This is a genomic window from Mesotoga sp. Brook.08.105.5.1, from assembly GCF_002752635.1.
Classification (GTDB): Bacteria; Thermotogota; Thermotogae; order Petrotogales; family Kosmotogaceae; genus Mesotoga.
This window is the reverse complement of sequence record NZ_AYTW01000011.1, coordinates 90,600-108,734: the sequence shown is the minus strand read 5'-3', so window position 1 is coordinate 108,734 and position 18,135 is coordinate 90,600. Positions and strand designations below refer to the sequence as shown.

At 48.0% G+C, this 18,135-nt stretch carries 14 protein-coding genes and 1 tRNA gene; 3 read left to right on the top strand and 12 right to left on the bottom strand.

Going from position 1 to position 18,135, the window contains the following annotated elements; translation table 11 throughout:
* Positions 1–252 precede the first annotated feature (252 nt).
* The 4 genes from V512_RS05445 to V512_RS05430 form a co-directional block, all read right to left on the bottom strand.
* On the bottom strand, positions 253–1,533 hold the full coding sequence (locus V512_RS05445) for a DegT/DnrJ/EryC1/StrS family aminotransferase (RefSeq protein WP_099829447.1): 1,281 nt from the start codon (positions 1,531–1,533) through the stop codon (positions 253–255).
* Between the two features lie 172 nt (positions 1,534–1,705).
* Positions 1,706–2,353, bottom strand: a complete 648-nt coding sequence (locus V512_RS05440; RefSeq protein WP_099829446.1) for a winged helix-turn-helix transcriptional regulator — start codon at positions 2,351–2,353, stop codon at positions 1,706–1,708.
* A 333-nt stretch (positions 2,354–2,686) separates the two neighbouring features.
* Positions 2,687–2,902 (bottom strand): nucleotidyl transferase AbiEii/AbiGii toxin family protein, encoded by a 216-nt coding sequence (locus tag V512_RS05435; RefSeq protein WP_099829445.1) that lies wholly within the window; start codon positions 2,900–2,902, stop codon positions 2,687–2,689.
* On the bottom strand, positions 2,889–3,668 hold the full coding sequence (locus V512_RS05430) for a type IV toxin-antitoxin system AbiEi family antitoxin (protein ID WP_243392265.1): 780 nt from the start codon (positions 3,666–3,668) through the stop codon (positions 2,889–2,891). Before V512_RS05430 ends, V512_RS05435 begins: the two co-directional genes overlap by 14 nt.
* 1,356 nt (positions 3,669–5,024) lie before the next feature.
* On the opposite strand from V512_RS05430, the gene V512_RS05420 reads away from it, so the two are divergent.
* Positions 5,025–7,298 (top strand): DEAD/DEAH box helicase, encoded by a 2,274-nt coding sequence (locus V512_RS05420; protein ID WP_099829442.1) that lies wholly within the window; start codon positions 5,025–5,027, stop codon positions 7,296–7,298.
* Between the two features lie 1,566 nt (positions 7,299–8,864).
* Here V512_RS05420 and V512_RS05410 read toward each other — a convergent pair.
* The 3 genes from V512_RS05410 to V512_RS14570 all read right to left on the bottom strand — a co-directional run bounded on the left by V512_RS05410 (position 8,865) and on the right by V512_RS14570 (position 9,597).
* On the bottom strand, positions 8,865–9,068 hold the full coding sequence (locus V512_RS05410) for a hypothetical protein (protein ID WP_133117323.1): 204 nt from the start codon (positions 9,066–9,068) through the stop codon (positions 8,865–8,867).
* A gap of 62 nt (positions 9,069–9,130) precedes the next feature.
* Positions 9,131–9,364: a hypothetical protein gene (locus V512_RS05405; protein ID WP_133117322.1), complete on the bottom strand. Its 234-nt coding sequence runs from the start codon at positions 9,362–9,364 to the stop codon at positions 9,131–9,133.
* 65 nt (positions 9,365–9,429) lie between these two features.
* Complete coding sequence (locus V512_RS14570) at positions 9,430–9,597, bottom strand: hypothetical protein (RefSeq protein WP_165775348.1); 168 nt, start codon at positions 9,595–9,597, stop codon at positions 9,430–9,432.
* Between the two features lie 937 nt (positions 9,598–10,534).
* Between V512_RS14570 and V512_RS05400 the strand changes: the two genes are divergently transcribed.
* Both V512_RS05400 and V512_RS05395 read left to right on the top strand, forming a co-directional pair.
* The gene (locus tag V512_RS05400; RefSeq protein WP_099829438.1) at positions 10,535–10,759 is read left to right on the top strand and encodes a DUF433 domain-containing protein; all 225 of its coding nucleotides are present in this window, start codon (positions 10,535–10,537) and stop codon (positions 10,757–10,759) included.
* Complete coding sequence (locus V512_RS05395) at positions 10,756–11,118, top strand: DUF5615 family PIN-like protein (RefSeq protein ID WP_099829437.1); 363 nt, start codon at positions 10,756–10,758, stop codon at positions 11,116–11,118. The genes V512_RS05400 and V512_RS05395 overlap by 4 nt, the downstream gene beginning before the upstream one ends.
* A 469-nt stretch (positions 11,119–11,587) precedes the next feature.
* Here V512_RS05395 and V512_RS05385 read toward each other — a convergent pair whose 3' ends face one another.
* From V512_RS05385 to V512_RS05365, 5 genes are all read right to left on the bottom strand, one after another.
* Positions 11,588–13,696: a glycosyltransferase gene (locus tag V512_RS05385; protein WP_243392264.1), complete on the bottom strand. Its 2,109-nt coding sequence runs from the start codon at positions 13,694–13,696 to the stop codon at positions 11,588–11,590.
* A 901-nt stretch (positions 13,697–14,597) separates the two neighbouring features.
* Positions 14,598–14,673, bottom strand: a tRNA-Ala gene (locus V512_RS05380).
* 262 nt (positions 14,674–14,935) lie between these two features.
* Positions 14,936–15,490, bottom strand: a complete 555-nt coding sequence (locus V512_RS05375; RefSeq protein ID WP_243392267.1) for a pyruvate kinase alpha/beta domain-containing protein — start codon at positions 15,488–15,490, stop codon at positions 14,936–14,938.
* 13 nt (positions 15,491–15,503) lie between these two features.
* On the bottom strand, positions 15,504–17,531 hold the full coding sequence (locus V512_RS05370; RefSeq protein WP_099829434.1) for a urocanate hydratase: 2,028 nt from the start codon (positions 17,529–17,531) through the stop codon (positions 15,504–15,506).
* Between the two features lie 61 nt (positions 17,532–17,592).
* Positions 17,593–18,126: a DUF6512 family protein gene (locus V512_RS05365; RefSeq protein WP_099829433.1), complete on the bottom strand. Its 534-nt coding sequence runs from the start codon at positions 18,124–18,126 to the stop codon at positions 17,593–17,595.
* Between the last annotated feature and the right edge of the window lie 9 nt (positions 18,127–18,135).

The window sequence follows — 18,135 nt, the reverse complement described above, 5'->3', positions numbered from 1 at the left end:
TGTGTGCTTTTTCAGGAAGCCCTATATAGAATTCCGTTTGCACCTTCTAGAAATAAATGCAAGAACAAGAATCTGCAAAAACTGGCAAGTGCAGACGTTCCAAGTTTCTTCTCCCAAATACCCAGTGCCTTCTCGTTCCCCAACAAGCCACAACACCTCGGTCATGTTTTCAGAGTATTTTTGTTGTCAGTCTTCTTTTCTGAAGATCATTTCTCCTGCGCGAAGCGCACTCTCGTCAATGGTCTTTCTCTCTTATCTCTCGTTCGAGACAAATTCAGCAATTCTTTCGACCACGTATTTGATTTCTTCATCTCTCATTTCAGGGAATATCGGCAGGGCAAGTGTCTCTTCACAGGCCTTCTCGGTCACGGGAAATCCCCCCGTCCTATAACCGAGGTACTCAAAGCACTTCTGCTGGTGAAGGCCCATGGGATAGTAGATCGATGTGCCGATACCGTTACTGGCGAGATAATCTCTCAGTCTGTCTCTCTCTTCTCTGCTGAAGCCTTCTAATCTCACCACGTACTGATGGAAGACGTGAGAGAAGCGATAATCGTTAGCCGTCGCCTGTTCACCGTCCGCCGAATAAGGAACAGAGGGGCAGTGAATTACGACATCGTTGTGGGTTGTGGGTTGTGCGTTGTTCGAAAGAGACTTATCTTTACCCACAACCGACAACCTACAACATACAACGTTCAAGCCGTTCTTTATCATCTCGGCTTGATACTTCTCGGCTATTTCAATTCTTCTTCTTTCGTATTCTTCCAGGTGTTTAAGTTTTATATTCAGAACTATTGCCTGGAGTTCGTCAAGTCTAGAGTTTATGCCTATCATTTTGTGAACATATTTCACGGGTGAGCCGTGGACTCTGTAACTTTTGCAGAATGCTGCGAGTTCGTCGTCATCTGTTGTTATCATTCCGCCGTCGCCATAGGCACCCAGGTTCTTCGTCGGGAAGAAAGAGAAAGTCGACAAATCTCCGATCGAGCCTGTCATAATAGTCGATCCATCTGGATGGTTCCATCTCGAGCCAATTGACTGTGCGCAGTCTTCGATTATCTTAACTCCGTATATCTCTCTTATGTTCTGGAGTCTCTCAAGATTCATAGACTGACCGAAGAGATGAACCGGGATTATCGCTTTGATCTTTTCTCTTTCCGGATGGGTTTGGAGCAGTTCTTCGACCTTGTCAAGGTCGATGTTGTAAGTTACCGGGTCGATATCCGTGAAAAGGGGGGTAGCGCCGTTTCTGGTAATGCAGCTGACTGTAGCGAAGAAGGTATAGGGAGTTGTAATCACATAGTCTCCTGGGCCTATTCCCAGAGCGGCCACGGCAATTAGAAGAGCATCTGATCCATTTGCAACTCCAATCGCATGCTTTGCTCCAATTAGATCGGCTACGCTTTGTTCCAGCTCTCTTACAGCTTCACCCAGAATCACCCTTCCGCCTAGCAGTGCCTCGTCTATCTCCTGGAGAACCTCTTCTCTTAACTCGTTGTATTGCCTTGTCAGATCGAATAGTGGTATATGCATAGAACCTCCATGTTTCTGTCGAGAGGACGCCTGTACTTGGAGAAGACGGAGCCGAGATTTCAAACGGACGAGGAGATTAGAATCACATTCTCCTTATTGAAGATTTGTGCCGATAATTTGCCTCAGGAACGTAACTCTCGTCATCTCGCCCTCTCGAAAATGGTTTTTCTCGTTACACAAGCTCTTCTAGTTCAACTTTGCCTAATTTGGATATTGTGAATACCATTACGTTTTTCATTCCCTTTTCTTTTGCGTTCTTGACTATGTTGTTTGCATGTCTGAACGACGCGACGATCACCGCGGTTTCAACATCGCTTTTCACTTCTTCGGGTGAAGACACATGAAGATCGTGAAATGTTCCATTTTGCTTCGATTGCGAATCGTCTATGAAACCGATTATCTTGACTCCTTCGGTTCTGAGGACGTCCGCAAGAATCCCTCCGATAATCCCGGCGCCGTAAAGATAGAAGCTCTCGTGTTCACTCTCTTTGATCGTATCGAGAACCTCTCCAAATATCTCTCTCGATTCCGTGTAGAGCTTTGCCGCCTCTTTTAGATAAAGAATAGTCAGATACTGCAGCCTGAATTTACCCGCTTCAGTCAGTACGTATCGCATATTCCTTCGGTTTTCGCCCTCTTTCTGAATGAGACGGGAATCTTCAAAGTCTCTTATATACTTGTTGACCATACTGGGAACGATACCGGCAATTCGCGCGAGCCTCTCCTGAGAGACGGAAGAACTCTCAATCAGGGCCTTCAGAATACTCATCTCTCTGAAATTCGGAGACGGATTGAAAAATGAAAACTCGGAAAGATCCATAGTCGCTCCTTTATTATTCATTCACTGACAGAATTATAGCAACTCGATTGTTCATAAGTCAAGTGGTAGGTACTGAGAACAAGAGAGAACTCGCTTCGCTCGTGAGAGGATGAGAACGGGCAATTGCGAGATAACGAGAAGAAGCATTACGAGGAGCGGGTTTCGGGTCTGGGGTCTCGGTTTGGCAAGAGCGAGATCCCGTACAGAACCACTACGGGATGACCCTGAACAGAACATTTCCAGGGCAGGCTAAGTGAGTGGATTCCAGGGGAGGCTCATAAGCGTAGGCTTTACAGAATGACAGCCCCTCATGGTATCCCTGGATAGGCTTCTTCAGTAGTCAAGGTCAATATCAACCGATAGTCGCGGAAGCTGCGTAATCATTAGGTTGATTGCCGTTCCGCCCTTCAGAGCCAGAGATTCCGATAAAAGGGTATCCGAGTCTATGAATTGAAGTACCTCGACTAATCTCAGTGTTTTCTCGTATGTATCACGGACAAAACCCAATTCTGACGCGAGTTGCCCGATGGTTCGTTTATCGTATTTCACCTGTGTCTCTTACTCCTTTCGAGATTATCGCCATGAGATCTTCCGGAACGAAGAGGTTCCATCTGGAATCGTAAGTTGGTGATTCAAAGCGTATTGCGTTATAGAAGTACCTGACACTCTTGCCATTCGCCAGTTCACATAGCTCGAAGAACCCTTCAGATAGGCGAAATTTGCTCTGAAAATGCCCCAGTATGTATCCAGTCTTTTGATAAAGAAATCTCTTGCTATATTGACCAAGATAAGATACCAATTTGCTTTCACTGAGTGAGGGAACAGCGTCCAAGCAGCGAAGCAGTTCTTCAAGACCTCCTATCCTCTCAAAGTCATTGATGCTGTCAAGTGTGGTCCTCTCCATGTCTGTTGTTCTCACACCATCTGGATTCATGACAACTCCATCAAGTATTCGTGGGGATATAAAACGATATCTCACATCATCAAAGGTAAACTCAGAGAACTTCGTCTTTGCGCTCACATATACCTCATAATAGACTTGGTTGGCATATCCGTAGTACTCATAAGCAGAGTGATGCGTAATATAAGATTGTGGCTTGATCTTCGATGCGATTCTATATCGGCCAGCTATCGCCTGCCCGGTCTCTAGGCTTCTTGTCACATATAGGTTTCGCTTCACCTGCTCAATTAAGCCACGCTTCTTGTAGTTTTGCAGTAGAGAATCAGCTGTCTCGCTTTTTCCGACAAGTTTTTCCACGTCGCTCTTTGTGAAAACCCCCAACCTTGCAAGTTGCTCGTAGTATTTCACGTTCATCACCTACAGTGTTTTAATTCTAGCATATTACTGGCATTCCATTGACACTTGCAAGCATCAAATGAAACATGATTAGTCTTCCGCTCTTAGGTTGCACGACCAAAAATCCAGAGGCAAGGAACTAGTCGTTGCCTCTCTTCTGTTTGATGTCTATCCGACAAGACCTACCTAGAAAGCGCTCTTTTTAGAGTTCCGCTTCGAAACGACAGAAGAGACAAGATCCAGTCTTTTCTTACTTTCCGTCATTCTCGAAGTTCCTGGTCAGAATATCGATCTTTGAAACAGTTGCAAGTTGAATAAGGAAGGTTATCCGTTATCGGTTCGCCGTTCTCCGATAGTATCGGAAGATCGGTTCCGGCGCGTTGCGCCCAAGTTCCTCGTTCCGGAGCTAGGAGCTTTCTTCTTGGTTAGTAAGAGCGGGAAGGTACGAGCTGAAGAGAAAGAAAGAGACAGAGGAGAGAGTTCTCGTCTTCTCGTGAGCGAAGCGAACGTCTCGACATTGCTCTTTCTCGACGGTATTATCGGTGAACGGATACTTGTTCTTGGACGGCTGACGGAGGACCGCTCTTCCAGCGTACAGCGGCTCTTACATTCGAGATCCCGATCAGTTTCATATCGGGATGACAGTCCTTCACGTCATCCTGAAGTGCTCCTGTTCAGGATCTGGGCTTGGGTCTCAGCGAAGGACGGGTCCATATCTGGGACGAGTCACGAAGGACGGTTCTCCACAGCGATCAGCGTTTTTTTGCAAGCGGGTCTTACCAGCGCTCAGCGGGTTCACCGCTTTTAAGCGTACAGCGGTTCTTTGAGGGAGATCCCGCACAGGAGCACTGCGGGATGACAAAGTGAGTGGATTCTGGGGCGGGCTCTACGGGATGACGGGTCGAAGGGTTCTGATTCTCGTCTTCTCGTGAGCGAAGCGAACGTCTCGACATTGCTCTTTCTCGATCGAATGGTCTTAGCGGTGAACAGGTCCTTGTTCTTGGACTGATGACGGAGGACTGATCTCTTCAAAGCGTACCGCAGAAATCCTCCTCAATGGAAACGGATGAATCTTCAAAAAACGATACTAACCTTTCTTCATCTCCTCTGCTTCCTTGACTCTTAATTACACACAATATAGACAGTTCATATATTTGGATCGTAAATGTAAAGTAATTCCTGAGCGTTGTTGATTCTTCAGGAACATCTCAGCGTTGCTGATTTGCTATGCAGTAACTGGAATTCAGAACAAAAGCCGTCAAGAACCTCTGCTTCAACATCATCAATCAGTGGAGTTGATTCCTGACAACCACACGAGTAGGCTAATGCACTTTTCGGTCATCTTTTGTATACTATAAATGAGGGAGTTGCTTTATGGACAATGATCTCCAGAGACTGAAAAAACGAATAGAGGAGCTTGAAGCCGTTAATGAATGTTTGAGACAGAACACGGAAGCGCAAACAAGCGGCAGTTCGAAGGTATCACACTATTCATCGCCTGATGAGAAGATTGCCCTCTACAGATCTCTTTTCTTTGGCAGGCAGGATTTGTATGCACTTCGATGGGAAGGAGCAGATGGTTCTTCCGGGTACCAGCCAGTTTGCAAGAACATCTGGAAGAAGGGCATTTGCAGGAAACCTCAGATCAAGTGCACTCAGTGCTATTCGAGAGAATTCGCGCCGCTTACTGATCGGGTGATCTACAATCATCTTTCAGGAAAGATCTCGATAGGTATTTATCCGCTCATTGAAGACGAAACGTGCAGGTTCTTTGCCGCCGATCTAGATGGAGAAAGCTGGATGGATGATGCACGTGCCTTCATGAACGCATGTGCGGCTTTTTCCGTTCCGGTGTATTTGGAGAGATCGAGATCCGGTAAGGGTTGTCATCTCTGGTTCTTCTTTAGCGAGCCGATTAGGGCATCGCTCGCTAGAAAGATGGGCTTTTCTTTGCTCGCGAAGGTCCTGGAACATCGACCGAGGCTCTCATTGAGCTCTTATGACAGGTTCTTTCCGAACCAGGATACTATGCCAAAGGGCGGACTGGGTAATCTGATCGCTCTCCCTCTGCAGGGAATGTTGCGCAAAGCTGAAAACACAGTTTTCCTGGATAAAGATTTCGAACCCTATGATGATCAATGGGCCTTTCTCTCATCTATAAAACGCATCAGCCACAAGGAAGTTGCGCGTATTCTGCGAGACATTTCTGATGACAGTGACGGGAACAGATTTTCTGTGACCGTTGCAAATACTAAGCCGATCCCTGAAGAGGTCACTCTAAAGCTTGACAGCGTTATAAGGATTGAGAAGGATTCTTTGCCGCCCTCGATTATGGGTGAGTTGCTGAAGCTTGCCACATTCGACAATCCTGAGTTTTTCAGGGCTCAGGCTATGAGGCTTCCCACTTACAACAAACCAAGACGAATCAACTGCGCAGAAGAAGATGAGATCGACTTTCTCTTGCCGAGAGGCTGTCTGGACGATTCAATTGACCTTCTGAAAAGCAACGGAATCGATGTGAAGCTTGAAGATAAACGCTGCAGCGGAAGTCATGTCAATGTCGCCTTCTGCGGGAATCTGACAAAGGAACAGGATATGGCTGTCAGTGAGATGTTGGAGCATGACTTCGGGATTCTCTGCGCTCCTACGGGTTCGGGAAAGACCGTAATCGCCTTGAACTTGATCGCGCAGCGAAAGAGAAACACACTCATTCTCGTTCATCGAAGAGAGCTTCTGAGACAGTGGGAGGAAAGCGTGCAAGAGTTCCTGCAGGTCGCTCCTGATGAGATAGGACAGATTGGTCAAGGAAAGAATACGGCAAAGGGGATTCTTGACATTGCTCTAATACAGACACTTAGCCGAAATGAGGATTCTCTGAAGAATCTTCCGGATTATGGGCATGTTATCGTCGATGAATGCCAGCACATTCCCGCCTTCACACTTGAAAGAGTTATCAGGAGCATTCCGGCGCAGTATGTGACAGGTCTGACGGCCTCGCCAAAGAGAAGAGATGGTCACGACCCAATAATGTTCATGCAGTGCGGCCCTATCAGGCACAGGATAACTAGAAAGGGGAAGTTCTTCTTCGAACGAACGTATGTGCCTAGGCAGACCGGTCTTGAAACACAACCAGATTCCAAACCCAAAGAGATCTACAAAGCGATCGAAACCGATAGGGATAGAAATGTCCTAATATGCAACGACATTAGGAAGGCCATAGAAGCAGGAAGGTATTGCCTAGTCTTCTCTGAGAGGGTTCTTCATATCGAGACTCTTTACGAGATGCTGGGTGGTTTGGAGAACAAAATCTTTCTCTTACACGGGAAGCAGTCAAAGAAGATACAGAGCGAGAATCTCAACAGTTTCAGAAACGCTGACAACGGTCTCGCGCTGCTTTCAACAGGAAGATATCTAGGGGAGGGATTCGATGACCCAAGACTTGACACTCTCTTCCTCACCTTTCCGATTTCCTGGAAGGGTGTTCTTCAGCAATATGCAGGAAGACTGCACAGAGAAAACTTCGGGAAACATGAGGTCAGAATATACGACTACGTAGATGAGAATGTCCCTATGCTGAAGAAGATGTTTGAAAACCGCAAGAAGGGCTATAAAGCTCTGGGATATAAAGAATTCATCGATGTCCTGTGAGATCAAGTTAGGAAGAGATAAATGCGAGAGGCGAGGCCGACTTCGTCGGGAAGTGATGCGCTGAAAAGCGCCGTTGGCCGTCAACGGTTCTCCGTTCTCCGAGAAGAGCATAGCAGCAGTTGAAAGACGCAAGGCTGGCGAAGACCACGCCAGGTCGCAAGGCCCGCTTCGCGGGGAAGCTTTTGTTGGTTCAACGTTGTCTTTAGCAGCGATCAGCGGGTCCTTGTTCTTATGCGTACAACGGATTTTCAGGAGCCAGTGACCTTCGGTGGCCAGTCTTTGCTTCGCTATGGCCAGTTACGCTATGCGGGCAAACAAAGACCATTGAGAAAGAGCGTTGTGGAGTGGTTCGCTACGCTCACGAGAGAAGAGAGAGAGAGAGAAGAACCAGTCATTGGTCAAATGAGACGCAAGGCCGACTTCGTCGGGAAGTGATGCCACCTTCGGAGGGACGTGATGCCACCTTCGGAGGGACGTGATGCGCCGAAGAACATCGGCGGAAGTGATGGTGCTTCGAAGGAGGCGACAAAGCCCGCTTTTCGCTGAGCGCTGAACGCTGGAAGACCAAAATCAGGTGGTCGTTGTCGGTTCTCAGACAGGAGAATAGAGAGTGGGTTATTAGGTACGGGTTAAGCACTTCGGGTTTGAAAGAGCGGGTTATGAAGATCGGGTGTAGTAAGAGCAAAGGCCAGTACCGGCTGCGCCGGGCGGAAGAGCCTAGTTTAGGAACGGGTTACATAGTGCGCGTTAGAAAGATCGGGTTGATACAAGCGGGTTATCGAGACTTGGTTAGGAAGAGCAGATCCCGTGCAGGTGCATCACGGGATGACTGTCTTTCCTTGCTTCACGTCATCCTGGCAATGTTCAGGCCAGGATCTCGATCTTTGAAACAGTTGCAAGTGACAAGTTGCGAGTTGAATAAGAAAATGGTTGTCCGTTATCGGTTCACCGTTCTCCGATAGTATCGGAAGATCGGTTCCGGCGCGTTGCGCCCAAGTTCCTCGTTCCGGAGCTAGGAGCTTTGTTCTTGGTTAGTAAGAGCGGGAAGGTACGAGTTGAAGAGAGAGAAAGAGACAGAGGAGAGAGTTCTCGTCTTCTCGTGAGCGCAGCGAACGTCTCGACAGTGCTCTTTCTCGACGGTCTTATCAGTGAACGGGTTCATGATCTTGAACGGTCAACGCCAAACCATGTTTTAAAGCGTACAGCGGGTTCTTGATTTTAAGCGCGCAGCGCTCTCCAGCGTACAGCGATCAGCGTTTTTTTACAAGCGGTTCTTCCAGCGACCAGCGGGTCCTTGTTCTTAAGCGTGCAGCGGATCTTTGAGCGAGAAGACGCTTTGAGTTTGAAATGAAGCTTCGCTTCGAAAGACCGTTGGCCGTTATCGGTTGTTTGTTATCCGGAAGGCGAGATCGAGAAAAAGCGGCTTGGTAATTACGGGTTAAGAAATTCGGGTTATTGGGGTGGGTTAGAAAGAACGGGTTAAGAAGATCGGGTGTAGTAAGAGCAAAGAAACTCTCTTTACTAGCGACAAGATGAAAGGAGAACAAAATGATGACTATGAGGCTTTCAATCTAGAAGAATATCAAGCCGCATGCTCAGAGTTCGTTTGTTTTTCTTGGCTGAGTATCTTTCATTCCTCTTGAACCCGTTTTTGGAATAGAAAGTGACCAGTTCAGGGTCGTTTCCAACATCGGCGTCAATTACAATGAATCGTGTTGCAACTCCGTCGGTGATAGCATCATTTGCAATACCTCTTGCAATCTGAATCATCAGAGAACCTATTCCCGAGTATTTCTTCCTATAATCTAACGAGACAGCAAGCTTGCCGATTTTCATTGATGGTATGGAGTTAAACAAGATATCCCAATATCAGCGTCCTCTCTTTCATCTTCAGATATGGTTATGGAAGCCATCGATAATGTCATGTAAGCAACTATGTCCGCATTGCTCCTGTTCACGAGTAAGTGAGTTGCACTAATCATCCTGTTTTCATAGTCTTGCGCAAACTCAGTAAAAAAAGTATCGTATTCTCCGATCCCGCATGAAAACAAGTCAATTCTGTACACGGCGTTGAACCTTACAAGTTGAAGGTTTTCTTGAAAATCTCTTATATGAGGCTTTCCGGAGCCCATTATTTCCGCAGTTTTCTAACAAGATCCGAGGCGGCTCTGTTCTTCTCTATTGAATCAGAAGAAGCAGGCTTCTTAAGTGCCTCAACAATTCGCTTTGCATAGATTCCACTCACTCTTACGTTACAAGACAAACTACGAACTTCTTCATCTATCAAAGTCTTTCTCACAACCGATCTCTCCTTTCTCCGATTATTCTATCACGAAGTCAGTGATTGGGAAGTGATGCTGTTTCGCAGGAAGCCTCTCAGGTCAACCGTCAACGGTCCACCGTTCTCGGAATAAACCCGTCCTCCGATAAGATCAATCGAGAAAGAGCGTTATCGAGACGTTCGCTACGCTCACGAGAGAAGAGAGAAGAACCAGTCATTGGTCAAATGAGACGCAATGCGCCGAAGAACATCGGCGGACGCAAGGCTGGCTTCGCCAGGAAGTGATGCTAATTGATTAGACGCAAGGCGCCGAAAAGCATCGGCGGACGCAATGCCGGCGAAGAACATGCCGGGACGCAAGGCTGGCGAAGACCACGCCAGGTCGCAAGGCCCGCTTCGCGGGGAAGCTTTTGTTGGTTCAACGTTGTCTTTAGCAGCGCTCAGCGGGTTCACCGTTTTTAAGCGTACAGCGGTTCTCTCCAGCGTACAGCGATCAGCGTTTTTTTACAAGCGGGTCTTACCAGCGCTCAGCGGGTCCTTGCTCTTAAGCGTACAGCGGATCTTCAGGGCGAGATCCCGTGCAGGTGCATCACGGGATGACTGTCTTTTCTTGCTTCACGTCATCCTGGCATTGTTCAGGCCAGTATCTCATTCTTGAAACTGTTGCAAGTTCCAAGATGCAAGTTGTGAGTTATAAGAACAAGAGCCAAGAAACTCTCTAAGTCTCTTGAAACGCTCTTCTCGGTGGACGGCGGACCGTTGACGGACAACGTTGTTTTGAGCAGCGATCAGCGTTTCCTGACGAGCCGATCTTTCAGCGTAAGCGGTCCGCTCCGCTCAAGAGAAGATTTATGAGCAAGAGTTAGAAGGCTGCCAAGAGCAGGTCTTCGCCAGTCATCGCCGATAGTTGCAGTGATGCTATAATTTGTTCAGACAGATCAAATGGAGGATTCTCATGACAAGTTTTGATAGGATTGTCCTTGATCCTCATATATGCCATGGCAGAGCCTGTATAAAGGGAACGAGAATTCCTGTTTCTCTCATTCTAGATGAGCTTGCAGCCGGACATAGTTTCGAGGAAATTATCGATCAATACCCCTCACTAGCTCGTGAGGACATCATTTCCGCTATCGAATATGCATCTCTGCTTACGAAAGAGCGAGTTGAAATTCTGCCTTGAAAGAGAAATTCAAGCTTGATGAAAACCTTCCCAAAGCTTCTGTTGTGCTCTTTCGTGAGAACCACTTCGATGCCACGAACGTAACAGAAGAACAGCTTGAAGGCGCAACTGATGATCGTATTCTTGCTGTTTGCGGATATGAGAACAGAGTTCTCGTGACTCAGGATCTTGGCTTCTCAGACATTACTCTTCTTAGTCGCACCGAAGTTCCAGGAATAATTATACTTCGTCTCAGAAGCCAGTCAAGAGAAAGCGTTTTCGAAGCGCTAGGAAGACTAATCCCAGTTCTCAAAAGAAGCTTCGTAACGGGTAAGATAGTGATTGTAAGCGAAAGTAGAATAAGAATTAGAGAAGTATAGGAGTCCTCACACGAATGGAGGATTAACCCAACCTTGGGAAGAGCAAAATGTGTTAACCGTCAACGGCCCTCCGAAATAGAGAGTTGCAGTGTCAAGATGCAAGTTGAATAAGAAAATGGTTGTCCGTTCTCGGTTCACCGTTCTCCGATAGTATCGGAAGATCGGTTCCGGCGCGTGCGCCCAAGTTCCTCGTTCCGGAGCTAGGAGCTTTGTTCTTGGTTCGTAAGAGCGGGAAGGTACGAGATGAAGAGAGAGAAAGAGACAGAGGGGAGAGTTCTCGCCTTCTCGTGAGCGCTGCGAACGTCTCGAAAGATCGTTCTCGTCTTATCTCGATCATATCGGTGAACGTGCCCTTGTTATTCTATGGTTAACAACTGACGTCTCTTCAAAGCAACAACGCTGATTCAGAATCCTTCGAGGGAGTGTGTTGATCTGAGCAGAAGACCTTGAACTGCAGGAAAACGTATTGCTAATCTAAATAGGCGGCTGCAAACATTCTTGAGACTACAGAGATTGAGTATCTCTTGTATACAGTTCTACTTCCGTTTTCGGCGATCATCTTAAGTTTCCTGGCTGAAAGCTCTTTATCAAGCAGGATCTCTTGAAGCTCTTTCCTGATCGTTTCCTCGCTGGTTGTATCAATCAGGAAGCCGTTTTGCGCGTGTCTTATGTAGCTTTTAACGCCGCCGCGTTTTGGTCCTATCGCAACAAAACCTGCCGCCATTGCTTCAAGTATCGCAATACCGAACTCCTCTTTGAACGAAGGTGCAATGTATATCGGCGGCCAGGGGATTGTTTTGACTTGCGAGATACTGTTTTCAAGGCATCTAATCTCATCATTGCTCATCGCAGGAAGATGGCAGAACCTTCCCCGAATTCTGTCGTTCATCCTCAAATAGTCCCTCATCCTAGCAAGTTCTCCGGCTTCAGTTTCATTCGGGCTGTTGACATCTCCTCCGATTATTACTAGATTGAATGAAGTACATAAGTTCGAGTCACCCCATGCCTTCAAGAGCTTGATCTGCCCCTTTGTAGTATCTAACCTGCCGACACTTAGAAGAAGGGGCTTCTTGCTGAAGGATCTCTCCAGAAAGAACTCCTTGCTTTGATCAAAGAAGAGTGAGTAAAGCGGACCTTTAGTCCTGAAAGGGCATTCGTTGCGCAAAGATATCCCCTCGGGCATCATTTGGAGCTTCTTGGAAAAGTTATGCCGGTGCAGCTGCGGATAGTAGGAAAAGAGCTGATTACGACTGTCTTCTGCCCCTATTCCGAACAGCCGGTCACATTCATCGAGCATTGTCCAGGCAATCTCAACTCTAGAAGTTTCTCTAAGGGCCCTTGAGGGCTCAAGATCTATCAGATCGCCATTCTGGTTGGAGAAACGACGCTGTGGGTCGGGAGTGATCGTGAAGAAGGATCTGGCTCCAAGTTTTTTCGCCAATCGAAGCATCGAATAAGATGCAAAGTCGGAGAAGCGCATGTGAAAAAAAGCTGGCCTGATTTTGGCCATTGCGAGAATATCTCTAACGTTCGACTCGACCATCAGGCGATCGCGAAGGAAGCTGTCTGGAATCATCCTATCTAGCTCAAAGAAAGGAACATACATGAAGAAATGTCGATCATTTTCAGTGCTCAGTAGGCTTCTTTTCTCGAGGAGTTCTTTCACATCTATAGGGACGATCGTGATAACTCCCGGAAGGCTTTCGGCCAGTCCATTCCCCAATGTTCTAAGAAATGTTCCCATACCACCACTGGAGCCTTTCCCGGACTGAAGCGGATCACCGTAGAAACTGAATTGCACGAGCGGATCTTCAATCGCCGTGCCGTTTTTCAGATCCTTAAGCAGTCCATAGACTTGCTTCAAATACGGGTCAGAAATGAGAAGAGGACTGAGATGAGAAAGATCGATTCCATGCTTCGCGGCTTTCAGCAACGCCATCAAAACGAGAGACCGGTTAGACTTATCAATGTTACCTATCATATATCTTATGAGATCGCCATCTCCATCGGCCATACAGAGCAGACTGCAATGCGCCGTCTCATCTCTGCGCCAAAGATTAACTAGAAAATCGGGATCAAAGAAGAAGCTTCCCCTTTCAAGGGCGGCTTCGGCGACCACCGAAATTAGATTATCAGATGTTATTGACTCCGGTTTTTCATATTCAACAAGACGTGCAAGAAGAAAGTTGACTTCGTCTGAGCTTCCGGCAAGAGGTGAGATTGTTTCTGTACAAATCCTTTTCCTCTTTCGAACCATTCCTCTTAATAGAGATGTGATCAGAAGCTCATCGTTTTTCCATTCCTGAGACTGTCTGCCAAATTCGTTAGGAGAAATCAGCTCACCAATTCTTATTGCCGACAATATTCTCATAATACTGTTTCCGCTATCTGTCAATTCAGCAAGTCTGTCTCTGTTGTTCAGAGCACCGATCAATAACTGAAGAGCAGAGAATTCATCAGCTGTTGCTCTATTATTTCTCAGCTGACCCACTGCCGCTTCAACAGAGACTTTTCCTTTGTCGATCTTCTCCGCCATTTCCTTAGCTAGATCAAGCAGCCTTCCATTGTCATCTTTCACTTTTTCACCTCTTGATCGATCATAACAGCAGCCAAATCAGCAATCACAGCTCAGAGAGACTCTGTACAATCATCTTGAATGACAATTGCCCTCAATCATACCCCAGAAAGTCGGCTCAGACGGGTGGAAGAGCCAATGCCTAGAAAGCGCCTGGGGATGCAAGATCGACTTCGTCGGGAAGTGAGGCTGCTTCGAAGGAAGCCTCTCAGGTCAACCGTCAACGGTCCTCCGTCCTCCGATAAGATCAATCGAGAAAGAGCGCTGTCGAGACGTTCGCTGCGCTCACGAGGGAAGAGAGAGAGAGAGAGAAGAAACCAGTCATTGGTAAAATGAGACGCAATGCCGACTTCGTCGGGAAGTGATGCTAATTGATTGACGCAAAGCGCCGAAAAGCATCGGCGGACGCAATGCCGGCGAAGAACATGCCGGGACGCAAGGCTGGCGAAGACCACGCCAGGTCGCAATGCCCGCTTCGCGGGGAAGCTTTTGTTGGTTCAACGTGTCTTTAGCAGCGATCAGCGGGTTCATGTTCTTAAGCGTACAACGGAACTTCAGGCGTGTAGCGGAACTTCAGGGCAAGATCCCGTGCAGGTGCATCACGGGATGACAGTCCTTCACGTCATCCTCGTGCTCCTGTTCAGGATCTGGGCTTGGGTCTCAGCGAAGGACGGGTCCATGATCTGGGACGAGTCACGAAGGACGGTTCTCCACAGCGCTCAGCGGGTTCATCGCTTTTAAACGTACAGCGGAACTTCTGGCGCACAGCGGCTCTTTCAGAGAACGGTGAACCGAGAACGGACAACTATTTCTTCTGCTTGCAACTGACAATATGAAACTTGGAACTGCTTCTTAGGAAGTATGAAGCTGAACAGCAAACAAAAAAGGGGAGTGATCTCCCCTCTGGTGGAGCCGAGGGGATTCGAACCCCCGGCCTCCGCCTTGCGAAGGCGGCGCGCTCCCAGCTGTGCTACGGCCCCACATAAGAATGATTATAGCCTGAATCATCCAGGAATTCAATCAGTCGGGAAGACAAAAAGGGCTACGCAAGGTTCATGAAGCCCCTACTATTCCCCTCCAAGACATGAACAGCCATACTCTCCGCAACAACTGGCTGAAAACCGAGAGCCTAAGTCAAATTAGGAGATTCCGAAACTTCGGAACTCACGCTCGAGCAGTTTCACTTCTGATGAGCGATTGATTTCGAGAGAATCAACGCGCCGTGCATTTTGTGTTAGCTGCTTATAGGCTCGACGGAATAGCTATGAGCTCACCGAACTTGAAGAGGCTAAGATCATTTGAGTGGCATGCCTTGATTATATAGGCCGTATCGATTCCATGGCTCGTTCCTCCGGCTGTGACTACCCACTGGTCGGTTCTGATCATTCCCGCATCTGCAGCCATGATCGCTATCTCAACTGCGACCTTCGTTCCCTGGCCGAAAAGGCGGAGCGCCGTAGCAAATACTTGAGGCGGATAGGCACCTCCTGCAGACTTCACGAATGCTCCGTCGATCCCTCTGAAAAGGTGGGTAGCGGTCAGAATAGAGTGCCTCGTTCCGGTATACAGTTTTTTTACTTCTTGGTCGAATTCGTCTCCATCTGGTTCTCTAAAACCGACACTATGAGTAACAATTGTCAGCTTGATGGGATCGGGGACGGTCTCATAAGCCAGCTTTGCAACCCGCCCGCTGGTCGACGGCAAAACAACGTCCTTTATACCGGCTTCTGCCGATCGCTCGAAAATCCTTTTGAGAAGAGTTCTTGTCGTCTCTTCGTCACTCTTTGCGAAATACATGGTCAAGGGTGTATCACTCCTTTATCACTGTTTTCACGGCCCTACGAATGATGTCGTCATCTACTAGATAGGGGAGAGTGATCTGCTCATTCCCCACTCTCTCTCTGTTGAAATCCGCAGCCACGGAAAGAGCGTTTTCGTTTCTCGCCCAGGCTCTTCTGGCAACTCCGCTCATCACATCCCAGGGTATCGACGTCTTAATAATTTCGTCCACTCTCTCGCTTCCGTCGAGAACGAGTCCGAATCCTCCGTTTATGGCCTTTCCAATTCCCACTCCACCTCCGTTGTGAAGTGCGACCAGGCTCATGCCTCTTGCGGCGTTTCCTGCGAAGCATTGGGTAGCCATATCCGCCATTATATTGCTTCCGTCTTTGATATTAGATGTCTCTCTGAAAGGGGAGTCTGTCCCTCCGGTGTCGTGATGGTCTCTGCCAATCATTACCGGTCCTATCTCTCCGCCCCTTACCATTTCATTGAACTTCAAAGCGATATCGCGTCTGCCCTTGGCATCTTGATAAAGTATTCTTGCCTGAGTACCGACGACCAGCTTGTTTCTGTCGGCATCTCTAATCCAGATGTAATTGTCTCTGTCCTGACCACGACGATCTGGATCTATGCAGCTCATTGCGGCCGCATCGGTCTTGAGCAGATCCTCTTTCTTTCCGCTCAGGCAGACCCATCGAAACGGGCCGTATCCGTAGTCGAAAAGCATGGGCCCCATTATATCCTCAACGTAGGAGGGGAAGATGAATCCCTCCGAGGTATCGTTACCGTTCCTAGAAATCTCTTTGGCTCCGGCATCGTATACTGCCTTCATGAACGAGTTACCATAATCGAAGAAGTACGTTCCCCTTTCGACGAGCAGCTTTATGTAATCAAAATGCCTGATCAGTGATTTGTCGACCAGCTCCCCGAATCTCTTCTTGTCGTTACTGAGTAGCTCTGTCCTCTCTTCAAAGGTCAGACCCTGGGGGCAGTAACCCCCATCGTACGGAGCGTGGCAGGACGTCTGATCGGAAAGCAATTCTATGTGAATGTTGTTCTTGACCGCATATTCAAGCAGATCAACAATGTTTCCGAAGAAGGCGATCGCAAGGCTCTCTTTCTTCTCAGCCTTTTCCTTTGCCAGGGCGAAGGCGCTCGATGGATCATCGACTATTTCGTCGATCCAGCCCTGATCAAGTCTAGTCTGAATCCTCGATCGATCTACTTCGGCGATTATTCCCACTCCGCCGGCTATCTTCACTGCCTTTCCCTGAGCACCGCTCATTCCGCCGAGCCCCGAGGAGACGAAAAGGTGTCCGCGGAGATCGCCGTCATCCGGGATACCAAGCTTCTGCCTTCCCGCGTTAAGGATTGTATTGAAGGTTCCGTGAACTATTCCCTGTGGCCCTATGTACATCCAGCCTCCAGCCGTCATCTGTCCATAGTTGGCTACACCCAGCGCCTGGGCTCTTATCCATTGCTCCTGGTCGTCGAACATCCCGATCATGAGCGCATTGGTGATTATCACCCTGGGACTGGTCTTCATTGACCTGAATAGACCAAGTGGATGGCCGGACATAACGACGACTGTCTGTTCGTCGCTTAACTCTTCTAGATATCTCTTTATGAGCCTGTACTGCATCCAGTTCTGGCATACCTGTCCGGTCTCCCCGTAAGTCACCAACTCGTAGGGATAGAGAGCCACATCGAAGTCGAGGTTGTTGTCGATCATTACCTGAAAGGCCCTTCCTTCAATGCACTTTCCTCTGTATTGGTCGATCGGTCTGCCTTTTATTTCGCCTTGAGGCCGATACCTGTATCCGTAAATTCTCCCCGTTGAGCGCAGCTCTTCGAGGAACTCGGGCGCAAGCCTTTCGTGAAGTCTTGTTGGAATGTAACGCAGCGCGTTTCTGAGGGCCAGTTCGATCTCGTTAGGCGAGAGGTTCAGCTCTCTCTTGGGCGCTCTCCTGATCCCCGGCTGGAAGACTGGATCGGGCGGCAAAGCCTCATCTAGTTTGATTTCCATTGATTCGTAGATGTCTCTTTCGGAAAGCACAATGAAACCTCCTTCTCTTCATGTATTCAGTTGCTCACTTCTCGATCATCACTTCTACACGCTAATTGGTTCCGTATCCCCCAGCGACTGAGTCTCTGAAAGGCTCCCAACGCGCCGGTATGAATCTGAACAGCACAAAGGCAGCACCTAAGAAAATCAGTATGACCAGAGGAATCCACTCTGCAGCCCTGCTTACATTGAGCTTTGAGACTACGTTATAGGATATGATCTGACCGAGAGCCACAGCAAGGGCCATTAATAGTATATCAACAATGAGATTGTGGTGGATGAAGAGCGTGTAGAAGTAGAAACCCCCGAGGATTGTGGCGTACATCACGTAGATGCCGAGTGTCTTTCCCACAATCAGCGCGGGTACTGGCACCTCCTTGCAAAAGAACAGCTCCACCGCCAGCAGAATAAGCCCCGGCACGAAGACCATTTTTAGGTGCTCCCAAATGCTCTCATTAACCGGAGAGATCAAGCCTACGATTGCATTACCTTCGCTACATCCGTAGACCATATGGAGGAGCGCCCCAAAAAAGAATACGAAGAAGAAACCCAGTACTTCCAAAGGAAAAAAGCTGATTCTGCCCACTTGAATCAC